Raw genomic sequence first — 22,935 nt, 5'->3', positions numbered from 1 at the left:
TCGAAAATGAAATACTTTAAAGAATATAGTTGGTCACTGTAACGGATAGACGCCAGTGGGAAAGATGGAAGACCGAGACAGCCATCAAGGCTAAACGATTATATTTTGTAGGCAGGGCTGAATTTAAGGCTTTTTTATAGTTTGATCCACGAATTTTATAAGGTTCATCTCTTAGTTCATTAATGAAGTTTTTCTTTTGTTTTTCAAATTTCTTTAATGATTTATCCCTTAAATTTTGGTGACCAACCTCCCAACGTTCTATTAAAAAATTTTTTAAATTCACCTTGAAATTTGGATTATCTTGGAGTTTATTCAAGTAGAAGTAATAACACTCTCTTGCATGTTGAGCTCGCATCCCATGTAGATTGATTAGATTATTCATTTCCACATCTGTAAAGATATAATCATCCTCTTGTTTATTTTTAAAGGTATCGAGGACGACTGGAACATCTTGAGGAAGAATAAGTTGAGGTTGAAATTTTCCTCCCTTTCCACGCTGAACTAAAACATAGTAATTTCCATTATTATCTTTTCGAATATCTTTTCCTTTTAATTTTTTTAATTCGGATCTACGAATCCCAACTGCCCGCTGAAAATTAACCAGACGAGAGAAGCGAGAGTCTGTTTCTTGATGTTTACCTTGTGAGTTTTTTGATTTTACACGACCTCGGATAATTTTGTCGCTGGAACGCTTGTCTTTTCTAACTCTATTCATGTTGATATCAACTGCTTTACAAACAGGTGCTAAATAAGTGTGAATGGTAGCAACAGAGTATTGTTTTGGATCATCATTTAGATCTAGTTGGTATAGTTGAATTACTTCTTCAGTAATATCTGATTTTTTCTTAATATTGTGTTCTTTAGCCCACTTTGTGAAACGAGTAATTGCTCTTTTATAGCTTGTCCTCGTTCGATTGTTTGTGATATTTTTTGAAGCTGCAATAAATAAATCATGCTTGAGGGAATTTCTTTTTCTTGGCATTATACATTCCTTTCTAAAATAAATACATATTATTGTTAAACTGCCTCCCACCCTTTTTTAATAAGCTGGGTATGCTTTTGATACTTCCCATCGAGGCTAACTCTTAAAGTTTAATGTTTGCGATAGATTTTCAGTACTCACCGTAATCTATGTTTGGAAGGATCATAAAGATGTCATTGCTTGTTCGAGCTTATAAAACTTTTCTATTTTACTTTTTTTATTACATTATTTTTTTACTTTACTAAACTAGTTATTTTTTTAGTTTTTACTTTTATTTTTACCTCTTTTATTATACCTTAAGCACGTTTTTCTTTACTTTTTATCTACTAAATGGTTATTCTTTACTTCATGTTATTCAGTAGAGAATAACCATTTAGATTTTCTTTCTTTTTTTCTTAGTTTTTTCCTTTGCAATGACTAGCATATGAGAAATAAGTACGTTAACCGTGCCCGGTAATAAACTTTCTCACCATATGGCTAATGGTAATCGCTCTACTTTCTCAATTAAATTTATAATAATAGTATGCCATATTTTGATAAAAATAAAGATAGAAGAAAAAACATCGTTATTTTAGGAACGGAAATGTTGATTTTATTTTTACAGAAAAATGGCATAATAATAGTGAAGATAAAAAAAGGCAGTGGTGAACTGTCTTTTTTTTATTTCTCAATAAAGGAGGTAGCAGATGCTCAAGACAAATCATTTAATAATAATATTAGAGAGAGTGAGGCCACCGTAAAGCTAAGGATGAAAAAATCTTTTAAAAAAAATAATAGGAGGTAAATAAAATGAAAACCTATAAAAAGTATGTAGTTTTTTCAAGTCAACAATATATTTCAGAATTAATTAATCATAATGAAGAAGTTAATATTAGAATGTTTTATTCAACATTTGATGAGGATCAGTATATTTCAATCTTGAATGATCAAGATCAAGAAGTATCATTCAATTTTGTAAATGATAGTATTGAAATTGAATTGATTGATCCATTGTGTGAGAAAATTTTGATTACATTTGATACTGTAGAACAGACAGCCAAAGTTCATCAAGTAATTAAATTTCTCTTAGATTTGTTTTTTAAATTCAATTGGCATGAATCAGTTGCGGCGTTATCAGTTGCAGATTTCTGGGAATTGATCAAGAATTACGAGAAAGATAACCTCGATATGACGTTTGGTTACCCAAGAATCTCAGGTTCTAATAGCTAATAGCCATATTTTTAGGCACAAAAAACTCTAAGCAGGCAGAGCCTGCTAACTCATGACAGAAAAAGAAGTAAAATATTTAAAGATTCAATTTAATTCAATTGAAACTGTTAACAGTGATTTTCGTGTAGCAGACGGAACTTTTGAAAAACAGTAATATAATTTAAGTATCTATTTTAAATATACGTGAAATTATCGCAACTGAAATCGGAATAAGAAAATTGATGCAATAGAATATAGAGAAAGCCTTGGAATGATTCCAAGGCTTTTTTAGCTATCTATATATACAAGGAAAAAGTTGATAGAGTAGATGATTTTATTAGATACCCTTGTTTTGTAAAATATTAAACTATATGTTATTAAAGACAGATTGTATTGAGTACTGAATTATACAAAAATTACTAATGGATTGAGAATTTTGCATTTGATTATACTGTAGAGAATATTAGTCAAATAAAATTGTTTTATTTTCGCTAATGCATTTCTTATTATCATCCCAATAGTTAATACTTTCAAAGCTTCCTTTTTTTAAATAAAGGGGTAGCCTTTTTCTTATTTCATCTTGCATTGGTATTTTATCGATTTCTTTTAGATTCCACCATTTTGGCTCACCTTCATCAGATGTGCTTAGTTCACCAGTAAACTGAGTACATAAAAAGTCATAGAAGACAAATCTCTCATTACCAATTGAATTAGTAAAGCCTGAAATTCCTTTTAATTCAAGATTTAATGCGGTAAGTCCAGTTTCTTCCTTAAGTTCCCGTAATGCAGCTTCAAAAAAACTTTCAGGAAATTCAACTTTTCCACCCGGTGGAATCCAGCCAGGAAAATTATCGTGCTGTCTATTAAGTAATAAAATTTCTTGATTTTTCAAAACGCAAATGTTAACCCAGTTTTTGATTTTTTCAGTCATATTATTAGCCTCCAACAAGTATTTTTTCATATACAAGTCTATATGTCAAGAACTATAAGCTATTTATGATTGTGACAAATGTATCTCAGCCAAAGATTGATAATTTTCACGCAATAGCTGATTAACTCTCAGATATGATGATAAAATAATTTTTACAAGACTAGTTAACTTTATTATACTGTAATTTTATACTTTCGATATTGTACTTATCTAAGGTACTTTTTAATTTTTCTATAAAGTACTGTTGTTCTTTAGTAAATGGATTAGGTCTACTCAAAAAAACTCTTATTTTTTTATTATTCACGCCAGATTTCTCCTACCGATAACTATTTATTATCACTAGTATACCATAGTTTCTAATCTCCTATATGTTTCCAACAGTAACTTTTTATTGGGATGGATAAGATGAATACTTACTGGGAAAAACTCGGAATATCATTAACAGTTTAAACTTTTCTAATCTTTTGAATATTCATTGACTAGACTTATTTTTAGATGTATAATGAGCATGTAAAATATATCACAAAGAATAATATGTAATAAGATTTAATGATTACATCTGATATTTCTCAACCATAGGGTTCTATTTTCTAGGAGAGATTTATGATTAATATCTTTAAATATCTTGATAAAAAAACAAAATACCTAACCATTATTGGAGCACTGGCAAATGGGGGTCTCGCATTAGGTCAACCTTTGGTTGTTGCCAAAGCATTATCGATAGATCAAAATAACCTTACCTATTCTTCTATTTGGAAATTTGCCCTCTTTGGTTTTTCTGTTTATTTCGCTTTGTATAGTCTTATGTTATTCTGTAATCATGCAAATAATGTCTTTAGACGTGAAATTCACATGAATATCCGAACGGCCCTTTTTCAGAAGTTAATGGAAGACAGGGAATATAGTGAAGATGAAAAGATTACCATGCTGACACAGGATATGGAATTTCTAGGAGATAACTTTTTTGAACGCTATATGTCTATTTCATGTTGGGGATTTGGAGCACTGATTACGGCGATCTATATCATTGCCCAAAATGTTTTATTGGGTTCTATCTTTGTTTTCTTCACAATCTTACGTCCCATTCCACAATTCTTGATGAATAATAAGCTAAAGAATTCAGGGGATGAAATGTCTCAGGGAAGAACAGCCGTTCATAACCAAATCTCTGATAGTATTCGAGGGGCTCAAACCTTGCGGATGAATCAGGCCTTGCCTGAAAATTCTCAGCGCGTCTGGAATATCAACCTTCGTTATCAACGAGCTATTCAAAAGTTTGTTTTTACCCATAATATTGTTTTCTTTTGTAATGGTTTTATGGTCTTTCTGAGCCAAGTACTCCCCTTGGTATTAGGGTTCTTCCTTGCTATGCAGGGTCATCATGTTTCAGTGGCTAGCCTGGTTGCTATGTATATTGCTGCTGGTCAACTGGTAGGGCCTATCCAAAATATCATGTATGATGTGGTTGAAGTACAAGGAGCCAAAACAACGGCAGAAAAGATTTTCGGAATTTTAAATCGAGCAGATGGTAGTGAATCGGACAATCATTCGATCTCCCAAGTAGAAGAGCTAGAAATTTCTCATTTAAGTAAATCTTATAACGGTAGAGAGATTCTTCGCGATCTTAATCTAGCCATTCGACAAGGCGAAAAAGTCCTCATCAAAGGGCCAAGTGGCTGTGGGAAATCAACCCTCTTCCGAATGATCACAGGGGAAGAAAAGCCGGATGCCGGAACGATTACTTGTCGTACAAGGGATGGAGTTAAAACAAGTCATTTTATTCGTCAGGTAGGTATCATCAGCCAGCATCCCTTCCTCTTTAATGATACTGTTCGCTACAATCTTAGTTTGGGACAAGAGTTTTCAGATCAAGAATTGGAGACTGTTTTGAGACAGGTCAAACTCGACCATGAACTAACTGATGGACTTGATTTTGTAATCACTAATAACGGAGAAAATATTTCAGGCGGACAACGAGTCCGAATTGAACTAGCCCGCTTCCTACTTCGTAAAAAGGATATTTTATTAGCAGATGAGGTAACTGCAGCTCTTGACGTAGAAAATAGCCAGATGGTTCGAGACTTGATTTTCTCACTACCGATGATGGTGTTAGAAATCGCTCACCATATTGATAATGAAAGTCGATACGATCAAGTCATTGAACTAAGAAAAAATTGAATTATTTTCATGATAAGATAAAGTAGTGAGTACTCTCTCCAGTCGGAAACTTCCTCACTACTAATCTTAATATGTTTGTTAACTGTAGTAGTAAAAAAATATTATTAAGTAGGTAATTTTGTATTTGACTTACATTGTACAAAAGTAGTTGAAAAATCTCTGAGAACATTCCGGTATCAATAATGAGTTTTTTTTTCAATTGAAACTATAATGTAGGATTTTTTTAACTGTAGTAATGTTATAAAATTAATCTTACCAATAAAGTATCTATAGGTCTTTGTATACCTAAAATTTTATAATAGCAATATAAAATTTACATTAATTGTAAAATGATTTATTATAGCTAAATATAATAGTCTCTAATTAGTTTTTTTAATTTGTGCAAGTCGTTCTATTAAAATATCGACTGCTTCATTCTTTCGGTTAGGATCTAATTCCGCATAGATATCCATTGTGGTTGAAATAGATCTGTGTCCCATACGTTCTTGAAGTTCTTTCCAATTTGCTCCAGCGTTGAGCATTAAAGACGCATGAGTATGGCGGAATATGTGAAAACCATAATTAGGTAAACCTAACTCTTTTGATCGTTTAATAAGAGTAGCTCGCTCATTTCGATGGGGAGATGTACCTTAAACAGATAAGAAGCTTGCCAAAAACTTTATCTGGAAATAATCTCCCTAATTTAGACTAAAATAAAATGCATAATATCAGTTTTTTGAATACCTGATATTATGCGTTTTTAGTTTCAAAGACTTTTAGGAATTACTTGAACTATCAAACCCTATATATGTTTTTCTGAGTTACATGAAAAGTCTAACTTAATTTGACAATCTAGAAATTATTTGAGTAGATTATTTTCAAAAGAAGACGAAGTAGATCAAAAAAGATTTGCTACCATTTATATAAAATTTGTATCTTTATGGACATATATTTGAATTTTTGATTTAATCATGTTACAATTAAAATTGAAATCAAAATCAATTAGAAAAGGAATATCCAAACGTGGGTACATTATTAGCAACCAGATTAAAAAATAGACGAAAAGAATTAAAATTGTCCCAGCGAGAATTGGCCGAAGGTATTTGTAAACAGGGGCAAATTAGTCGATTAGAGAGTGGAGAGTTCACTCCTGGGGCGGATTTTTTACATGCACTTGCTAAGAAATTAAAAGTTAGTATGGATTATTTTTTTGATGAGCAGATTGTTGAGGAGGTTGATGAGCTAGCAGAGTTTAAGAAATTAGCACATACATTTATCATAAATAGAAATTATGAGTCTTTGAAATATATATATGAATTAGAAAATGTAAAGTCTCATCGTTTATCTCTAGCAGATAAATTTTATATGGAGTGGATAAAATCTCTGATAGATTTTTATTTCTATGGGCAACAAGAGGAGGCAGTTGAAAGATTGGAGAAGGTGCTGTCACAGTTAAGTATATCTGATATGAACTATCTCCAAATTTCAAACACTCTATTCAATTTTTATTACGATATTGGAGATTTAACGCGATTTGATGAGATTCGAAAAACATTAGAGTATCAAGTAAATCAACTCAATTTAAATACACTCGAAGAGTTAGAACTATTTATTAAGTTCAACTATAACGTTTGTAGATATTTATGGCTACAGAATAATATTGAAGAAGCTATTACTAAAATAACAGCTACTATAAAGCAGTGTCAGGCTTACAGAACAACTTATCTTTTAGCTGATTTGTATTTATTGATGGGAAATGTAAGTAAGGACTTTTCTTCTAAGATTTCGGTAAAAGAATATTTTGAGACAGCACATTTTCTTTATAAATTGGATGAAAATATGTCAATGGCTTTGAAAGTCGAACATTATATTGCAAATATGACAGAATAATGAAAATGATGTTCAATTGAGCATCGTTTTTTTAATATCTCATAGATACAAAAATGATTTATTTTAAAAAAAATAAAAATAGTTTATAAAAAGATATTTACAACATGATGACGGAGTGCTAAAATAAATGCAAGAAAATTAATAGTAAGACACCATACAGTGTAATTTCACCGATATCGTATATGGCAGTAGCAATTATTTCCTACAAAGTATTGGATTCCTTGACAGGATTATTAAATATAACAAATTATATCCAAATCGATTGTATGAATTTCGAGGTATACAAACATGATATTAGAAAAATTCAGTAGTAACTTTAAAAACTTGATATTAGGTAGATCTTCTAGAAACATTGCAGATAGTTTTTACTTCATTGCATTGTCGATTGGGTTAATCAAAGTTTATAATATTGAAGCTGGTCAGTTATCTTTATTTACTCTAATAGGTTTTATCCCTAACTTACTTGCCGTTTTTTATGGAATTTTTGTAAATAAAATTCAAAGAGATAAAGTCTGGCTAGTAACTTTTCAAGTTCTTCAACTTTTTATAATTTTCATTACTATTCTATGCTTAAGATATCGCTTTGAAGTTTTTTATCTTTATATTTTTAATTTTTTGTTTAGTTTATCAACAAATCTACTCAACACATTGCAAATGAAGATTGTTCCAGGAACATTAGAAAATAATGAAGAAACGATAAACAAATCTATAGATGTTCAGTATATGGCTTCAAATGTGTTAGATATTATTAGTAACCTGTTTGCCTCGTTACTGTTAGGAGTGTTGTCCTATTTTGTTGTTTTCAATATGAGTATTCCATTTTTTGTAGCTGCGATATACTTTATGTTGAAAATCAGGTTAGATATACCTGATAAAAAAAAGTCAGATGGTACGTCTGAAAATATAGAAAGCGAAAGTGAATCAACTTTTCAACTCTTGGACACAATTTCTGCTTTTCGAGAATCAAAATTTGCCTCTTTTATTGTAATTACAGAGTCAATTTTAAGTGGTGGAACAGATCTACTTTTAACTTTAGCCCCCTTATATCTTGTATCGGAAGGAATTCCTATTCAGTATCTTGGGTTGGTATTGGCAGTACAACGATTAGCAGATTTGACAGGTGCTTTTGTGGCACCTAGGATAAAAATATCATATAAAAAGTTTTTCTTTATTGATTATATTGTATCGGGCTTCTTTTTATTCTTAGTATTTGTAATACCAATTCCATTGATTAAGCTTTTGCTATTTGGATTATCCTTTATAATTATTGGTATATCTGGTAATATGTTTGAAAAAATGATTTATTCTGAATATAACTATGAAAATATGGGGTTAATCTACTCTACTAATTCAAGCTTATATGCTTTATTTTCAATTGTATTCTTAATAGTCCCTCAATTTTATTCGGATATACATATTCTAGGAATAACGATAAATATATTTACGGTATTAGTAGGGTTTTATTTGTTATTTATTAACAATCCATTTAAGGAAAGTGAGGGAATAGAAAATGAACCAGAAAGTTATGCAGAATAATTTAAAAAAAGAACATAAAGTTGATCAGCGGTCTAAAAATATATCTATGAAACAGAATAATGGAAGTTTAAAAAAAGCTAGAAAATTTCAAGTTAATAATAAAGGAAATAGATAGAAATCGACTACTCTGAACTGCGCCCTAAAAGTTAGTAGGAATTTTATTATCTTATATTGCCATTAAATATCAGAGAAAAATAATTGGTGAAGAAATATTTGGAATTTTTAAGTGAGGCTGGGATATGACATTAAAAACTTATTTAATTAGATGCAAACGAAGTAATTCTATATGGTTGTTTTGGATTTTTATTAATTCATTATGTGTTTACTTAAATGGTATATTGAGTGCTAAAGCAATTTCTACAATTGTAAATTTTGATTTACAGGGATTTTTGTATTTAAGTGGAGCGATTTTAGCTGTAAATTTAATATGGGTATTGCAAATATATCAAAACTCAAAAGCAAGTGAAAAAGCCATACAAGAAATGTGTACCGAAATACGTAAAGATATTGTAAAAAGTATTGAAAGTAAGGGTGTGATTCGTTTTGGCTCAAAAAGTGTTAGCGCCTATACCTCATGGCTGACAAATGATCTTAATACTATTCGAGATCTTGGCTTTGAAACACTTGAATTAATGATTAGTCAAGCATTAAATATCATTTTTGCAATTATTGCCTTTTTTAGTTTCCATTATTCATTATTGTTTACAATTTTGATATTCTTCATTCTAATGGTAAATCTTCCTAAAATATTTACAAAGAAAATGGAGAATAAAGCTGTTTACTTTACTGAGAAGAATGAAGAATTAGTTAAAGCAATTGATGATTCTTTAAGTGGATTTCGAATGTTATCCAATGCTAATCAACTTCATTTTTTAATGGTAAAAATCTTATCTTATTCAAAAAAATATTCGAAGTCCAGAGTTTCATATTCAAAAACCTTTGGTGGGCTTATGTCTGTTCAAAATGGGACTAGTTTTGTGAGTCAAATTGCCATGTTGACCCACGCAGGGGTCTTATATTTTAACCGATTAATTCCGATTGGGGCTGTATCTTCTTCTCAATATTTTTCATCAATTATCTTTGCGGGCTTAACAGGCTTAACAGCAAATTACGCTGAGTTTAAAACTGTAAACAAAATATTTGAAAAATTTGAATTGGAAGGTGACCAAAGTATTCATGAAAGTAATGTTAATAAACAAACTTGGAAGAAATTTATAGATAAAGTAGAATTTCAATCGGTAACTATTGAACGTGATGGTAAGATTGTCTTAGATAATTTAAATGTTAAAATTGAAAAAAATAAGAAGTATGCAATATCAGGGTCATCTGGTTCAGGAAAATCAACTATATTAAAGGCTATTAATGGTGAAATCCCAATTTCGAAAGGCCACATCTTCTATGATAATATCGATTCAAAAAATATGAATTTCAAGGATCTTCATGAAAATATTTCTTATGTTAGTTTGGAAGATCATATTTTTAACGAATCCATTTTATTTAATTTGACATTAGGCCGTGAAATAGAAGATTCAAAAATCGAAAAAGCATTGGAAATATTTTATTTAAGAGACTGGATTAATGGATTGAGTCATGGATTGGAAACTACTTTATCGGAAATTAGCCAAGATATTTCTAGTGGACAGAAGCAACGAATTAGTTTAGCTAGAGCTTACCTTGAAGAAAAACCAATTTTGATTATTGATGAGGCAACTGATGCGATTGATAAAGAAAGACGGTATCAAATTGAGAAACATCTATTCTCAATGACAGAAAAAACTGTTATTTTTGTAAGCCATCATCTAGATGAAAATATAAGATCTCTTTTTGATAAAATTATATATTTGGATTAGTTTTAACATACTGAGATCAGTTGGTTAAATTAAAGATTCATCTACCAGATTTGAAAACGCACCAAAATTGGTGCGTTTTTTCTTTTTGTGCTATAATAGGAATAATTAAAGGAGGACCTTCATGATCGGAGAAAATATTAAAACGTTACGCAAGGCACATAACCTAACTCAGCCTGAGTTTGCAAAGATTGTTGGTATCTCTCGAAATAGTCTGAGTCGTTATGAAAATGGGACAAGTCGAATTTCGACAGAATTAATAGATCGTATTTGCAAGAAATTTAATGTTTCGTATATCGATATCGTAGGGGAGGAAAAAATGCTCACACCAGTAGAAGATTATCAATTAACTCTGAAAATTGAAGTGATTAAAGAACGAGGGGCGAATATCTTAGCGCAACTTTATCGTTTTCAAGATGACCAAGGAATTGCATTTGATGATACTTTGAATCCTTGGGTTCTAATGAGCGATGATTTGTCTGATTTGATTAACACGAGGATTTATCTTGTTGCAACTTTTGAGGATTTAGAGCGATATAATGGCTATTTGGATGGCATTGAACGTATGCTAGAACAAGCTAGTCATCTGGTGGTGGCTTAATGAAACTAGAAGAATTTAGTCAAGATAATTTTGAACAAGCCTCCAAACGACTCGTTCGTTCTTTAACTCGTGGAAAAACAACCTCATCTCAGCCCAAGGCTATCTTGCTCGGTGGACAGAGTGGTGCTGGGAAAACAACGATTCATCGTATTAAACAAAGGGAATTTCAAGGTAATATCATTATCATTGATGGAGATAGTTATCGCTCTTTTCATCCGAACTACCTTGGCCTACAGGAAAAGTATGGCAAAGATAGTGTGGATTATACCAAAGTATTCGCGGGACAAATGGTTGAATATCTTGTAGATGAGTTGAGTAAACAAGGTTATCATTTGTTAATCGAGGGTACTTTAAGAACAACAGAAGTCCCTAGAAAAACGTCACAATTATTGACAACTAAAGGTTACCAAGTCTCACTTGCAGTAATTGCGACCAAGCCAGAATTGTCCTATCTCAGTACCTTGATACGTTATGAGGAGCTCCATGCAATAGACCCAAGTCAAGCGAGAGCGACTCCCAAAGAGCACCATGATGGAATTGTAGAACATTTAGTTGATAACTTACGAGAGTTAGAAAATGACAAGATTTTTAATCAAGTTCAAATTTACCGAAGAGATCAATCGTGTGTTTATGATTCGCAAGTAGACGAAACATCAGCAGCAGTAGTCCTACACGAATGCCTATTTGGAAAATGGAATAAGGTGGAAAAAGAGATGTTGAAGTTGGGACAGGAACGGTTGAGAGAACTGGGAGGAATTGATAAGTGACGAAGGGCTAATTTATGAGTACATGATAAATTGCAAGAATAAGTGCAACATTTACTTGAACTCATCCTCTTAAAGCACTGTCAGAACAAAGCGTACGTCTAATTTTAAAGAAGATGGTTAAGAAAAACAACTTATCTATAACTATCACGCCACATATGTTTAGACACAGCTTTGCTACAATGCTACTGGATAAAAATGTAGATATTCGTTATATACAGCAAATACTTGGACATAGCTCTATTTCTGTAACTCAGATCTATACTCATGTGTCTCAATCAAAACAAAAAGAAATACTCACTCTGTGTAATCCCATATCTTCCATTTGTTCTCGGCCACAAAAGTAAAATAACCATAGCTAAATCAAAGCAGTTTGATGATTCCCCTCTAGCAATTTTTACTCTACTAATTTCAAAAGAACAAGTATCTAATTTCATTATTATCAACAAAAGGTAGTTCTATATTTTTGAACTACCTTTTACATATTATAAATATTTTGTGTCTTCTGTTTTATTTAGATTTTGTGATTTTCTCTAGCCAAAGATACACTTTTTTATGAACAATCTTCCAGGAGAACTTTATCAATAATTTCTTATTTTAATTTAGGAAAAATAGAAAAAACTAGGTAATCAAAATACTGCTAATAAGAAGGGTTCTACTGAAAGTGTAGAACTCTTTTTCTACCATATACTTGATAACACAAGAAATCAAAATGTTACCAAATTAGAACGGGAAACAAAATCAGTATAGTTATTTAAGATACCATGGAAAAATTATAAGGCTGATAGTATTAATTTCACTATCAGCCTTACAGGTTATTTAACGTTTCAGAAAAACTATAATGTCAAGATTAACTAAACAGTATCTAATTCTTTCAAATAATTTTCTATCTTCATCAACATTAAAGGATTGTTATAAATCTTACATAACTCTCTTGCTTCTATATAATAATTTTTGACTTGTTCTTTGTCTAGAAATTTGGCTCCAGCATTTCCTACAAGAATAAGTAGGGGAGCTAGTTGGTAGCTTGTCTGTCTTTGTTTACAGAGTTCAATCGTCTCAAGAGCTTCTTGGATGGCTTCGTTATATTTTTCCTTTGACACTAGGTAGTGAGCGTAGTTGTAACGAACTCTGATGTAACCAAATAAAAACTCTTGATGCTCAAAATTTTTTGTCTGATATAACTCCATTAAATGAGAGTAGTTTGCCTCATATTCTTGTTCACGACCCACTAAGGAATAGAAATTAGATAGAGTATTCAATGCCTTTAAATAAATCAGAGTATTTGAGGAGACTTTTAATAATATATTTTCCAATGAAGAAATAGCCTCACACTTACTGTCATATTGATAGAAGTCAATAATAGATTTAATCCATTCAAGGTAAGTTCGGTCTTCTAGTGTTAGAAAAGTGCTTCGTTCAATCTCTATTTTATAAATATATTCCAAATTGTCATAATTTCTATCATCTAATAGGCGAGCAGATAATTGCTTGAAATTAGAGAGGTTAGATTTAATTTCAATTTGTTCATTAAAAAAATAATCTAATGGCACTTCAAGTCGTTGTGAGAGTTTGAACAAAAGGTCTGCGGAGGGAATGAAATGCCCTCTCTCAATTTTACTAATCTGGCTTTGTTCACAAATTCCTTCTGCAAGCGTTTGTTGGGAGAGTCTCAACTCTTTTCTTTTCAATCTGAATCTCTCTGCGAGTGTATTCATTAAAGATAATAAACCTTCCTATTTGCTTAATTTTATTATAAAATTTTTAGTTCAAAATAGCAAGTTAAAGGAATAAAATATTCTTTATGGTAATAAAAATAAAAAAAGTTCAATAAACAATAAAAAATTGGCTAAATAAAAATATATATGTTAAAATAAAAACAAGGAAGCTGAAAGGGGTTTCATTGCGTGAGAAAAAAACGTGGAATTGTAGGTAAGTACGTATGACATACAAAAACATGTTATTAGGTAAAATGAAATACTTAATCCTGTTTTTGATTGCCATCCAGAGTGTCTTACTTGCTCTGGTGGCAATTTTTTTAGCAGGTTTACAGTATCAACAGTCATGGCAGAGTTATAATCATCATTCCGGGACCGTAACAGTTTATCTTCAGAAGTTAACAGAAAAGCAATCACAAGATGTATTTAATTATTTTTTAGAACAGAGTGACTTGTCCATATGGACAAAACGTTCTGAAAGTAGTGATACAGGAGAAGGTCTAAATAGGATTTATATAGACATCCTTGGTAGCTCTGCTGGTTTTTCAGATTTTGAAAGTACGGGTAAAATAGTTGTCTCACAACAACAATTTGCAAATTTATTATCTCATAGTGATAATAGTATGACTATTGGACTTGACAAAGGCTCAAATAATATGCTTTACGAGCTTCCAGATTTATTATTTAGCACACCTGTAGTCATTGAACGATTAGATTATACTTTCCAAAACACTAATACGATTAATGGGATCTACCATATCAATGGTCTCCGCGATGCTGTCTCAAGAGATAACTTTTTGCTGCATCTTTCAAAGGTGTCAGGTATTTCTGTTGAGGATTTGACAAAAGAAAGTTTTGGAAGTAGTACTGATCAGGGAATTTGGGGAATAATACTTGCTATCAGCATCTTAGTAAATGCATTCATTTTACTGATCCTATTCTTAATCTGTGTTCTTCAATCCTTTAAACATTTCGGAACATTGATTCTTTTAGGATGGGATAGAAAAGAATTATGGTCTGCTTTTTTCAAAAATTCTCTACTATTTTCAATCTACATTATTCCAATTATCTCTTTATGTAGTTGGTTGTTGTCAGGCTGGTCTAGTTTTGGTTTATCATCGTTTATTCTAGTTTTTGCTGGAGTCAGCCTCTCAGTCTTGTTGCTACTATTTATATTCATTATTCCAACGATTATTGTTTATTCGGTTTCTCCATTAGCCGCAATTCATAAACGATTACCAATGAAGCTTTTAATGGTGACCTGCTTGTTATTCTATACCTTGGTAGCTGGTTTGTTAATCGCAGTCAGTTACTCTTTAGATGCTCCAATGAATCAGTTTATTGACAATATGAAAGTATCTAGGGAGTGGAAGAATGTTGAAGATATGTACGTTATCTCCAGCTTTGTTGAGGGAGATGATGTAGGTACATATGCAGGAACTACAAATTCCCTTGAGCGTAGTATGTATAACTTTTACCAGCGTATATCTGAGCTTCCAGGTGTCTATATTGCCCAAGGACAATTTCTTAATCAGGAGTCCCTTGATGCAGTCTATGGAACATACCAGCATGTCCCTAAAAAACCATTTTGGTATTTGAAATTTTCTTATAATTACCTGCAAGATCTAGGTATTCACCTAAGTGATGAAGAGTTGCTAGAGATGAGGAATGGTACTCGACTTTATCTTCTACCTAACACGCTCAATACAGAAGAACTTGAGGTGATGAAGGCCTATTTACAGGAAAGTGTCACTGTAAAACAGGGAGATTTACAAACTAATTTCACAGAAAATCCGAAATTTATGTTCAAGGTTTACCAACCGTCTCGACCAATATTTACTTGGTCAGATTCCATTTCTTACGGTACAACTAGTGAGAATCCAGTTATTTTTGTCTCAACACCAGAGAATTTATATTTCATGGAGTCGGCAAACTTAGTTGTAAGTGGCTATAATGGTCTTTTGAAGATTCGTGATAGGGAAACGATGAAACAGGTAGTGTCCATTTTAGAAACAGAATTTCCAGATTTAAAGGATAATCGGTTGAGTTTTACAACTGTCAAGAACTTTATCAATGGTCTTCAAAAAGATCTGAGTTATACATTTTATCTTTTCGGCACGATCATAGCGATTATCATAATTACGATGATGGCTATTTTCTGGAGTTTTGTCTTAATGTACCGCTTGTTATTTAAAGAAAAATTGTATGTTCAATACTTTATGGGATTCTCACCATGGAAAAGATATATTGGTGTGCTTTCTCTCATTATTAGTTTTTCTGTGATGGAACTAATCGTTTCTATCTTAGTGGGTTCTAAGTTGGGAATAGTCATGACACTAGCTACATTTTCTTTTCAGATAATGCTTCTTTACTTCAGCTTGTTCCGTAAAGAGGGAGAGAGTATCATACAATTATTTAAGGAGTAATCTCATGTCTAGAATTTCAGTACAAAATGTATCAAAACAATTTGGTTCAAGAGAAATTTTCAAAGACTTAAGCTTTGATATTGAGGAAAATGAATTTGTAGCTTTAGTAGGACCTTCTGGTTCTGGAAAATCGACTATCCTCAATATGATTGGACTATTGGATACTGTTGACAGTGGTAAAATCCTAATCAACGGAAAAGTTTTGCCTAAGGTAAATTCGCAATCAGCAGTTCATTACCGAAGGAATGTCATCAACTATCTTTTTCAATCCAATGCACTCATTTCTACATCTAGTGTGAAAGATAACCTGATGCTTGCCATGACTTTTTCGAATTTCTCTAGACAGGAGAAGGAGCAGAGAATCAAGGAAACGCTAGAATTTGTTGGTCTACAAAATCGGTTAAATAGTAAAATCAATGAATTATCGGGAGGTGAACAGCAGAGAATTGCGATTGTGAGAGCTATTTTAAAGCCCGGAGATATTGTCCTAGCAGATGAACCAACCGGATCGTTAGATCCTGAAATGTCTCAAAAAGCATTCGATTTGATTCGAACTTTGAGAGATCAGTTTGGTAAAACAATTTTGGTTGTTACACATAACATGGAGCAAGCACGGCAATGTGATAGGATCATTTCACTGGAGTCGGTTCTTGCAAATTAACTCAACCATTATTTAATGCTAAGGCAAATTGGAAAGCTGGAAGTATGCAAGAAGTATTGAACGTAATTCAATCACAACATAAGTTTTAAAACGTCTAGACGTACTTAGAAAAACATAAAAAAATCTTCTTGTTATGTACTGACCCCAAAACCTAGACAAAAAATTTATCCTCTGGGGCCAAGAGCATTCTATAGTACTTTTTTGAAAAATCTATCTTTATTTTTACAGAAAAATGGCATAATAATAGTATAGATAAAAAAAGAAAGGCAGTGCTGAACTGTCTTTTTTTGTTCCTAAAAAAGGAGGCAACAGATGCTCAAGAACAATCGTTTAATAATAATAGAGAGAGTAAGACCACCGTAAATCTAAGGAAATAAATCTTAAAAAAATAATAATTAGAGGTAAAATTTATGAAGATTTACAAACAAGATGTGATTAATTTAACTCAACAATATCTTACAGAGTTAATTAATCACATTGAAGAAATTAATATTAGAATGTTTTATTCAACATTTGATGAGGATCAGTATATTTCAATCTTGAATGATCAAGATCAAGAAGTATCATTCAATTTTGTAAATGATAGTATTGAAATTGAATTGATTGATCCATTGTGTGAGAAAATTTTGATTACATTTGATACTGTAGAACAGACAGTCAAAGTTCATCAAGTAATTAAATTTCTCTTAGATTTATTTTTTAAATTCAATTGGCATGAATCAGTTGCAGCGTTATCAGTTGCAGATTTCTGGGAATTAATCAAGAATTACGAGAAAAATAACCTCGATATGACATTTGGTTACCCAAGAATCGCAGGCTCTAATAGCTAATAGCCATATTTTTAGGCACAAAAAGAGTGGGAAAGGAACAGTTTTTAATCCTTTTCCACTCTTTTTATTTTGTCTCGTTAATTATAGTGTTAATAGCTGAAATGACTTTATTTTGTTTGTACTCTGGTAAAGATTTAATAGTGTCAATAAGCTGTGCTAAGTCAGTGCTTTCTTCTTTAAGTGTTAAATCAAAAAAAGTTTGTAGATCAACATTTAACGCATCTATAATTTTCTCCAGAGTACTAATTTTTATATTGGGCTCTAAATTTTCTAACTTATAGGCATAATTGGTACCAAGATCTGCTTTTTCTTCTAATTGTTCCTGAGTCATTCCTGACTGGGTCCGCAGAATCCGTATTCGTTTGCTTATATACTTTTGTAATTCTGACATTGCTCACCTCTTAAGACTATTTTACAGCCTTATAAGGTTAGGTTCTAGTTCTTAAAAGGTTGGTTACAACTTTACAAAGTTGCTAAAATATAGTATAATTCGGTTGTATATAATTATATAGTGATAATTTGCTCAATACTCTATCATAAAGGTGGGAATTATGAAAAAGAAAACGATCAAAGCAACTGTATCTGCTGTATCAATAGCTACAGCTTTTGCGGGAATTTCTGTTGTACAAGCGGATGAAGTAACTGCAACTCAGCCAAATGAGTCAACATTAAGTGTTGAATCGACGACTCCTTCGTCTACAAATATAAAACAAGTAGACGGGGTATTTGTTCATAATGGGGTTGCAACCGTAACGAAAACGCCAACTTCTGAAATTGTAGAAGAAGCTAGAACAATCAAGGAAGAAGCGGATCAATCGGTTTCAAATCAAGAAAGTGCATTAGAAAACGCTAAGGCTTCGGAAGCAGTCGCTGCATCGAAAGTTTCCGATGCAAATGTTAACTTAAAGAATGCTGAGGCGAATAAAGAATCAGCTACGCCTGAGAAAATTGAAAAAACCAAAAATGAAATATCAGAAGTAAAAGCTGATATTGAGAAAAAGGAAACATCACTAAAAGATGCATCTGATAAAGTTCTAGAAGCTGAGAAAGAACGTAATCAGCAATCAGATGTTATTAAAAAAGATCAAGATAAAATTTCAGAGCAAGAAAAGAAAGTTTCGACAGCTGAGGGAGCAGTAGCAACTGCACAAAAAAATCTTGATGGTACTGGAGCATCGGAAATCATTGCTGAAAGAGACAAAGCAAAAAGTGATGTAGCTGAAAAAGAATCAGCAGAATCAGCAGCGAAAGAGGCTTTGGGAAATGCCATTAACGAAGACAAAAATAAGGCTGAAGAACTCAGTAAAGCTTCTGCTGATGAAAAAACGCAACTTAGTGCTAGTCAAGTTTCTGCTAAACAATTAGCAGATGCTAAAAAGGTTGCAGAAGAAGCAGCGAGTGCATTAGTGAAGGCTCAAAAAGAGAAAGAAACTGCTCAGAAGGTTTTAGACGGTACAGGCGTCGAAGAAATAGTAGCAGAACGTGATGCGGCTAAGAAAAATTTAGATGCTAAAACAGCAACTGAAAATACAGCGAAACAAGAACTTGATCGTGCCAAAGAAGCGGACGATAAAAAAGCTACTGCACTAAAAAATGCAAAGTCTGTTGAAGCGGATCAAATAAAGAAAAGTCAAGAAACAGCAGCAAACTTGTCATCTGCTGAAGAAAAACAAAAACAAGCACAAGAGAATCTAAAGAAAGCTCGAGAAAATAAGGTTTCAGCGCAAAGTAATCTTGATGCTTCTGAATCACAACTTGCCCAAACAATCGCAAATCGTGATAGTAAAGCAAATGATTTAGCAAATAAACAAAATAGTAAGATTAGTGCAGAAGAAGAGCTCAAAAAAGCTAAAGAAAATGATGATAAGAAAGCTTCGGATATTTCCACTTTAACTACTAAGAAAAAACAAGAAGAGGCTAAAGTAAATGAAACTTCAAATGAGCTAGCGAGTGCTACACTAGCAGCTCAGGAAGCAAAAGAGAATAAAGAGAAGGCTGATCAAGTGGTTGAAACGCTCAATAAACAAATTGCAGCAATTAAAAATCTCACTATTCCTCAATTGCCTCAAGATGTCATTGATGCTTACAAGACTTACCTTGCTGATGATTCAGACGCAAATAAAAATGCCTTAAACGACGTTATTCAAAAATGGTTCAAAGATAGCAAATATGATTTTGGAACTGCATTAACAGAATTTTCCCCTGAACACCAAAATATATTCATAAAGGAATGGTCAAACAAGGATATTGTTTTGCCTATCGATGATTCAGTCGTAGATTTAGACAATTTAACTGACAAGCAAATTGAAGCTTTGAGCCAATATTATGCACTTCTCGCCAACAATCTGCAAGACCAAGTTTGGGGTAGTCATCATTATATTGTCACTGAAGAATCTGTTCAGGGTGTCAAAAACATTGCAAAAGCCTATGCTGAAGAAAATAAACCATATAGCACAAGTCACAGTGATACTGCTCTAGCGAAAGATGGATTAGATTCCATCGTATGGACTGGAGAAAACATGAGCTATGATAATACTTTGCTGGGTTATGGTGCGTATTATTCAGAAGCTAAAGAAACTCGTAAAGCAACAATGTCTCAATTGTATCGTGAGGTATATGATGCTGTAATTAGTTTTATGACAAATGATGTTCATGCTTATTTTGGACACATGAAACTTATGATTGGGCAGAAAGCTCCTACAAATATTCGGGCAATTGGAGCTGCAAATAGTTTCACACCAAGTGGTGTTGGACGCATGCACTTTATTGAATTCAAAGGTCAAGATGCACATCTTGAATATGTTAAAGATGAACAAACTGGTGAATACCATTTTGTAACTGTTGACGACTATTATGATAAAGGAATTGCTAAACCTCTAGCTACTCCATTTGATACTTCAAAAATGGAAGATGAATTAACAACTGCAAAAGCTAAACAGACTGCAGCAAATACGGCAAATGATTCTGCACAGAAACGTTTGGTAAAAGCTAAATCAGAAAACGATTCAAGTACAAATGCTCTCAAAGAAACGACAGCAAAATTAGATGCTCTGAAAGCTACTCCCGATCAAACACCTGCAGCTACTACTAAATTGGAAAACGCTACACAAAATTATAATGAAGCACAAATCCAATTTAATAAGGCTCAAGATGCACTCGATCAATTAAATGCTGATATTCAAAGCAAGCGTCAAGCTTTAGCAAATGCAAAAGATAATTTAGACCAGGCCACAACAGCAGAAGTAAAAGCTAAATCTGATCTTGAAAAAGCAAAAGTAGAAAATCAAAATGCAAATCAAAATCTGAAACAAACTCAAAAACTAGTAGCAGAATTGATGTCAGTTCCTGATCAAACTCCAGGTGCACAGAAGAAATACGACAATGCGAAACAACTAAAAGAAGAAGCTGAAACAAGATATATCAAAGCTCAAACAGCTCTGGATAACTTAAATGCAGACCTTCAAGTTAAGCAAAAAGCATTAGAAACTGCAAAAGAGCAGCTTGAAAAAGCAAAAGCAACAGATAAGACTGCAAGAAACAATTTAGATGAAACAACAAAAATTCATGAAAAACATTTGGCAGCCTTAAATGCTACACGTCAAACGATTACAAGATTAAACTCAATCTCAGATAAGACACCTCTTGCGCAAAAGAATCTAGATGAAGCTTCTCAACAATTGGTTGTTGCCAAGACTCGTTATGCAAAAGCACAATTAGCTGTTGAAAATCTAAATGCAGATATTCAAACAAAACAAAAAGTTTTAGCAGATGCGCGTGCAGAATTGGATAAAGAACTTAAAGTTCTTTCAGATCTTAAAGCTGAGAAAGCTAAGAACGAAGCAGAACTCAGAAACCGTCAGAATAAAGTTGAAGAGTTAAAAGCTAAAGAAAGTCAAATTAAGGATGAAATTTCTAAATTAAAGACTAGCTTAGTCGCTTTAGAAACACTTTTGGATCGTCTTGAAAATGCTGATGCATATTTGAAGAAAGCAAAAGAAGCTTATGATAATGCAGTTGAAGAGCATCGTTTAGCACTTGAGAATGTAGCAAGAGAGGAAGATAAACTTAAAACACTTCTACAAGATCAATTGGATGCAACTGCACAATATGAAGCAGTTAGGGAAGTCTATTTAAATACTCGTACAAGACAAAGCGAAGTCTTTAACGATAAAGTAGATCACAAGATGATTTTTCTGAATCCTGCGTTAGAAAAGAGTATACCAGAAAGTACTTCTAATGAACGAGTATATAGCTATGCTGGAAATCAAGCTAAATATGCTGCAAATAGAGCCTTGCCTAATACAAGTTCAATTGAAAATTGGTTAGTGTTTGCAATGGGAATTGTTCTTTGTAGTTTTGGTATTTCAGTATCACGGAAACATCGTGATTAATAAAAGCTGGTAAGTATTTCTTATTGTAGTAATGAATAAAAGTTTATCATTCAAAATTTGATTTTTTACTAATGATTTTAGTGAAACTAGGTATATGAAAAAAATAATAAATATCTTTAGATATTTATAGGAGGAAAAATAATGAAAAAAATTATTGCTTTAGTTGTTTTAGTACTTGCGGTTGCCGGTGGAGTATTCTTTCTCTTGAATCAAAATTCAGGACCAGAGAAGCAAATTATTGGTACTTGGTATGATAGTAAACACGATTCAACTATCGTTTTCAATAGCGATAAAACACTAGAAGTAACAAATAATAAAGACGAATCTAGAGATGGCACTTGGAAAATTGCTGGGAAATACGTCAAATTAAAGGTTTCTAGTGCAGCGAGTGCTAAAGCTGAATTACCTGGAAAAGATGAAAAAGAAGTAAAATATTTAAAGATTCAATTTAATTCAATTGAAACTGTTAACAGTGATTTTCGTGTAGCAGACGGAACTTTTGAAAAACAGTAATATAATTTAAGTATCTATTTTAAATATACGTGAAATTATCGCAACTGAAATCGGAATAAGAAAATTGATGCAATAGAATATAGAGAAAGCCTTGGAATGATTCCAAGGCTTTTTAGCTATCTATATATACCTTGTATATTCTATCTGGTTTAGTGTGATATATTCATTGTTAATACTCTTCGAAAATAAAATTCAAACCGCGTCAACGTCGCCTTGCCGTATGTGTAGGGATACTGACTACGTCAGTTCCATTTCAACCTCAAAACAGTGTTTTTAGCAACCTGCGGCTAGTTTACTAGTTTGCTCTTTGATTTTCATTGAGTATAAATAAAAATATGAGTTCTCCTCTTATTTTAAAAAATAATTATTTTATAATTTTTTTATACTTAGTGTAAACTATTCAGTGCGTCCCAAATACGGGAGGTTTGTTTCTGATTTTCATATTTGGATTATAATACTCTCATCAGAGTTACTTAAGGAGTAAGATATGAACCAGATTA

General features: G+C 32.3%; 17 protein-coding genes and 2 pseudogenes. 14 read left to right on the top strand and 5 right to left on the bottom strand.

Annotation, left to right across the window (positions count from 1 at the left end):
- Window positions 1-16 precede the first annotated feature (16 nt).
- Entirely contained in the window at window positions 17-982 is a 966-nt protein-coding gene (locus O3629_RS06880) for a hypothetical protein (protein WP_371608945.1), read from the bottom strand.
- 523 nt (window positions 983-1,505) lie between these two features.
- Between O3629_RS06880 and O3629_RS06875 the strand changes: the two genes are divergently transcribed.
- Both O3629_RS06875 and O3629_RS06870 read left to right on the top strand, forming a co-directional pair.
- On the top strand, window positions 1,506-1,766 hold the full coding sequence (locus tag O3629_RS06875; RefSeq protein WP_371608944.1) for a hypothetical protein: 261 nt from the start codon (window positions 1,506-1,508) through the stop codon (window positions 1,764-1,766).
- Window positions 1,767-1,771: 5 nt separating this feature from the next.
- Window positions 1,772-2,191, top strand: a complete 420-nt coding sequence (locus tag O3629_RS06870; RefSeq protein WP_371608943.1) for a hypothetical protein — start codon at window positions 1,772-1,774, stop codon at window positions 2,189-2,191.
- A gap of 442 nt (window positions 2,192-2,633) precedes the next feature.
- Here O3629_RS06870 and O3629_RS06865 read toward each other — a convergent pair whose 3' ends face one another.
- On the bottom strand, window positions 2,634-3,101 hold the full coding sequence (locus O3629_RS06865; RefSeq protein ID WP_371608942.1) for an 8-oxo-dGTP diphosphatase: 468 nt from the start codon (window positions 3,099-3,101) through the stop codon (window positions 2,634-2,636).
- Between the two features lie 603 nt (window positions 3,102-3,704).
- On the opposite strand from O3629_RS06865, the gene O3629_RS06860 reads away from it, so the two are divergent.
- Window positions 3,705-5,279 carry an ATP-binding cassette domain-containing protein gene (locus O3629_RS06860; RefSeq protein WP_371608941.1) on the top strand — a complete coding sequence of 525 codons (1,575 nt, stop codon included), beginning with the start codon at window positions 3,705-3,707 and terminating at the stop codon, window positions 5,277-5,279.
- Between the two features lie 359 nt (window positions 5,280-5,638).
- Here O3629_RS06860 and O3629_RS06855 read toward each other — a convergent pair.
- A pseudogene (locus O3629_RS06855) lies at window positions 5,639-5,893 on the bottom strand (tyrosine-type recombinase/integrase); the annotation flags it as partial.
- Window positions 5,894-6,281: 388 nt separating this feature from the next.
- Between O3629_RS06855 and O3629_RS06850 the strand changes: the two are divergent.
- From O3629_RS06850 to O3629_RS06825, 6 genes and pseudogenes are all read left to right on the top strand, one after another.
- Window positions 6,282-7,148 carry a helix-turn-helix domain-containing protein gene (locus tag O3629_RS06850; protein WP_371608940.1) on the top strand — a complete coding sequence of 289 codons (867 nt, stop codon included), beginning with the start codon at window positions 6,282-6,284 and terminating at the stop codon, window positions 7,146-7,148.
- 288 nt (window positions 7,149-7,436) lie between these two features.
- On the top strand, window positions 7,437-8,684 hold the full coding sequence (locus tag O3629_RS06845) for an MFS transporter (protein WP_371608939.1): 1,248 nt from the start codon (window positions 7,437-7,439) through the stop codon (window positions 8,682-8,684).
- 239 nt (window positions 8,685-8,923) lie between these two features.
- Window positions 8,924-10,534, top strand: a complete 1,611-nt coding sequence (locus O3629_RS06840; protein ID WP_371608938.1) for an ATP-binding cassette domain-containing protein — start codon at window positions 8,924-8,926, stop codon at window positions 10,532-10,534.
- A gap of 121 nt (window positions 10,535-10,655) precedes the next feature.
- On the top strand, window positions 10,656-11,132 hold the full coding sequence (pezA, locus tag O3629_RS06835; RefSeq protein ID WP_371608937.1) for a type II toxin-antitoxin system antitoxin PezA: 477 nt from the start codon (window positions 10,656-10,658) through the stop codon (window positions 11,130-11,132).
- Window positions 11,132-11,899, top strand: a complete 768-nt coding sequence (pezT, locus tag O3629_RS06830; protein WP_371608936.1) for a type II toxin-antitoxin system toxin PezT — start codon at window positions 11,132-11,134, stop codon at window positions 11,897-11,899. Before pezA ends, pezT begins: the two co-directional genes overlap by 1 nt.
- A gap of 62 nt (window positions 11,900-11,961) precedes the next feature.
- Window positions 11,962-12,243 (top strand): annotated as a pseudogene (locus O3629_RS06825) (tyrosine-type recombinase/integrase); the annotation flags it as partial.
- 507 nt (window positions 12,244-12,750) lie between these two features.
- Here O3629_RS06825 and O3629_RS06820 read toward each other — a convergent pair.
- Window positions 12,751-13,614: a helix-turn-helix domain-containing protein gene (locus O3629_RS06820; protein WP_070588957.1), complete on the bottom strand. Its 864-nt coding sequence runs from the start codon at window positions 13,612-13,614 to the stop codon at window positions 12,751-12,753.
- A gap of 224 nt (window positions 13,615-13,838) precedes the next feature.
- On the opposite strand from O3629_RS06820, the gene O3629_RS06815 reads away from it, so the two are divergent.
- The 3 genes from O3629_RS06815 (at window position 13,839) to O3629_RS06805 (ending at window position 17,531) form a co-directional block, all read left to right on the top strand.
- Window positions 13,839-16,040 (top strand): ABC transporter permease, encoded by a 2,202-nt coding sequence (locus O3629_RS06815; protein WP_371608935.1) that lies wholly within the window; start codon window positions 13,839-13,841, stop codon window positions 16,038-16,040.
- 4 nt (window positions 16,041-16,044) lie between these two features.
- On the top strand, window positions 16,045-16,701 hold the full coding sequence (locus O3629_RS06810; RefSeq protein ID WP_021153266.1) for an ATP-binding cassette domain-containing protein: 657 nt from the start codon (window positions 16,045-16,047) through the stop codon (window positions 16,699-16,701).
- Window positions 16,702-17,111: 410 nt separating this feature from the next.
- Complete coding sequence (locus O3629_RS06805; protein ID WP_371608934.1) at window positions 17,112-17,531, top strand: hypothetical protein; 420 nt, start codon at window positions 17,112-17,114, stop codon at window positions 17,529-17,531.
- 64 nt (window positions 17,532-17,595) lie between these two features.
- Here the strand turns inward: O3629_RS06805 and O3629_RS06800 are convergent, their stop codons facing one another.
- Window positions 17,596-17,922 (bottom strand): helix-turn-helix domain-containing protein, encoded by a 327-nt coding sequence (locus O3629_RS06800; protein WP_013903620.1) that lies wholly within the window; start codon window positions 17,920-17,922, stop codon window positions 17,596-17,598.
- Between the two features lie 160 nt (window positions 17,923-18,082).
- Between O3629_RS06800 and O3629_RS06795 the strand changes: the two genes are divergently transcribed.
- Both O3629_RS06795 and O3629_RS06790 read left to right on the top strand, forming a co-directional pair.
- Window positions 18,083-21,922, top strand: coding sequence for an SEC10/PgrA surface exclusion domain-containing protein (locus O3629_RS06795; RefSeq protein ID WP_371608933.1), 3,840 nt, complete (start codon window positions 18,083-18,085; stop codon window positions 21,920-21,922).
- 141 nt (window positions 21,923-22,063) lie between these two features.
- Window positions 22,064-22,435: a hypothetical protein gene (locus tag O3629_RS06790; RefSeq protein WP_371608932.1), complete on the top strand. Its 372-nt coding sequence runs from the start codon at window positions 22,064-22,066 to the stop codon at window positions 22,433-22,435.
- Window positions 22,436-22,935 lie beyond the last annotated feature (500 nt).

Source organism: Streptococcus sp. 27098_8_12, assembly GCF_041432115.1.
GTDB lineage: Bacteria > Bacillota > Bacilli > Lactobacillales > Streptococcaceae > Streptococcus > Streptococcus parasanguinis_V.
This window is presented reverse-complemented; position numbering and strand designations above follow the sequence as displayed.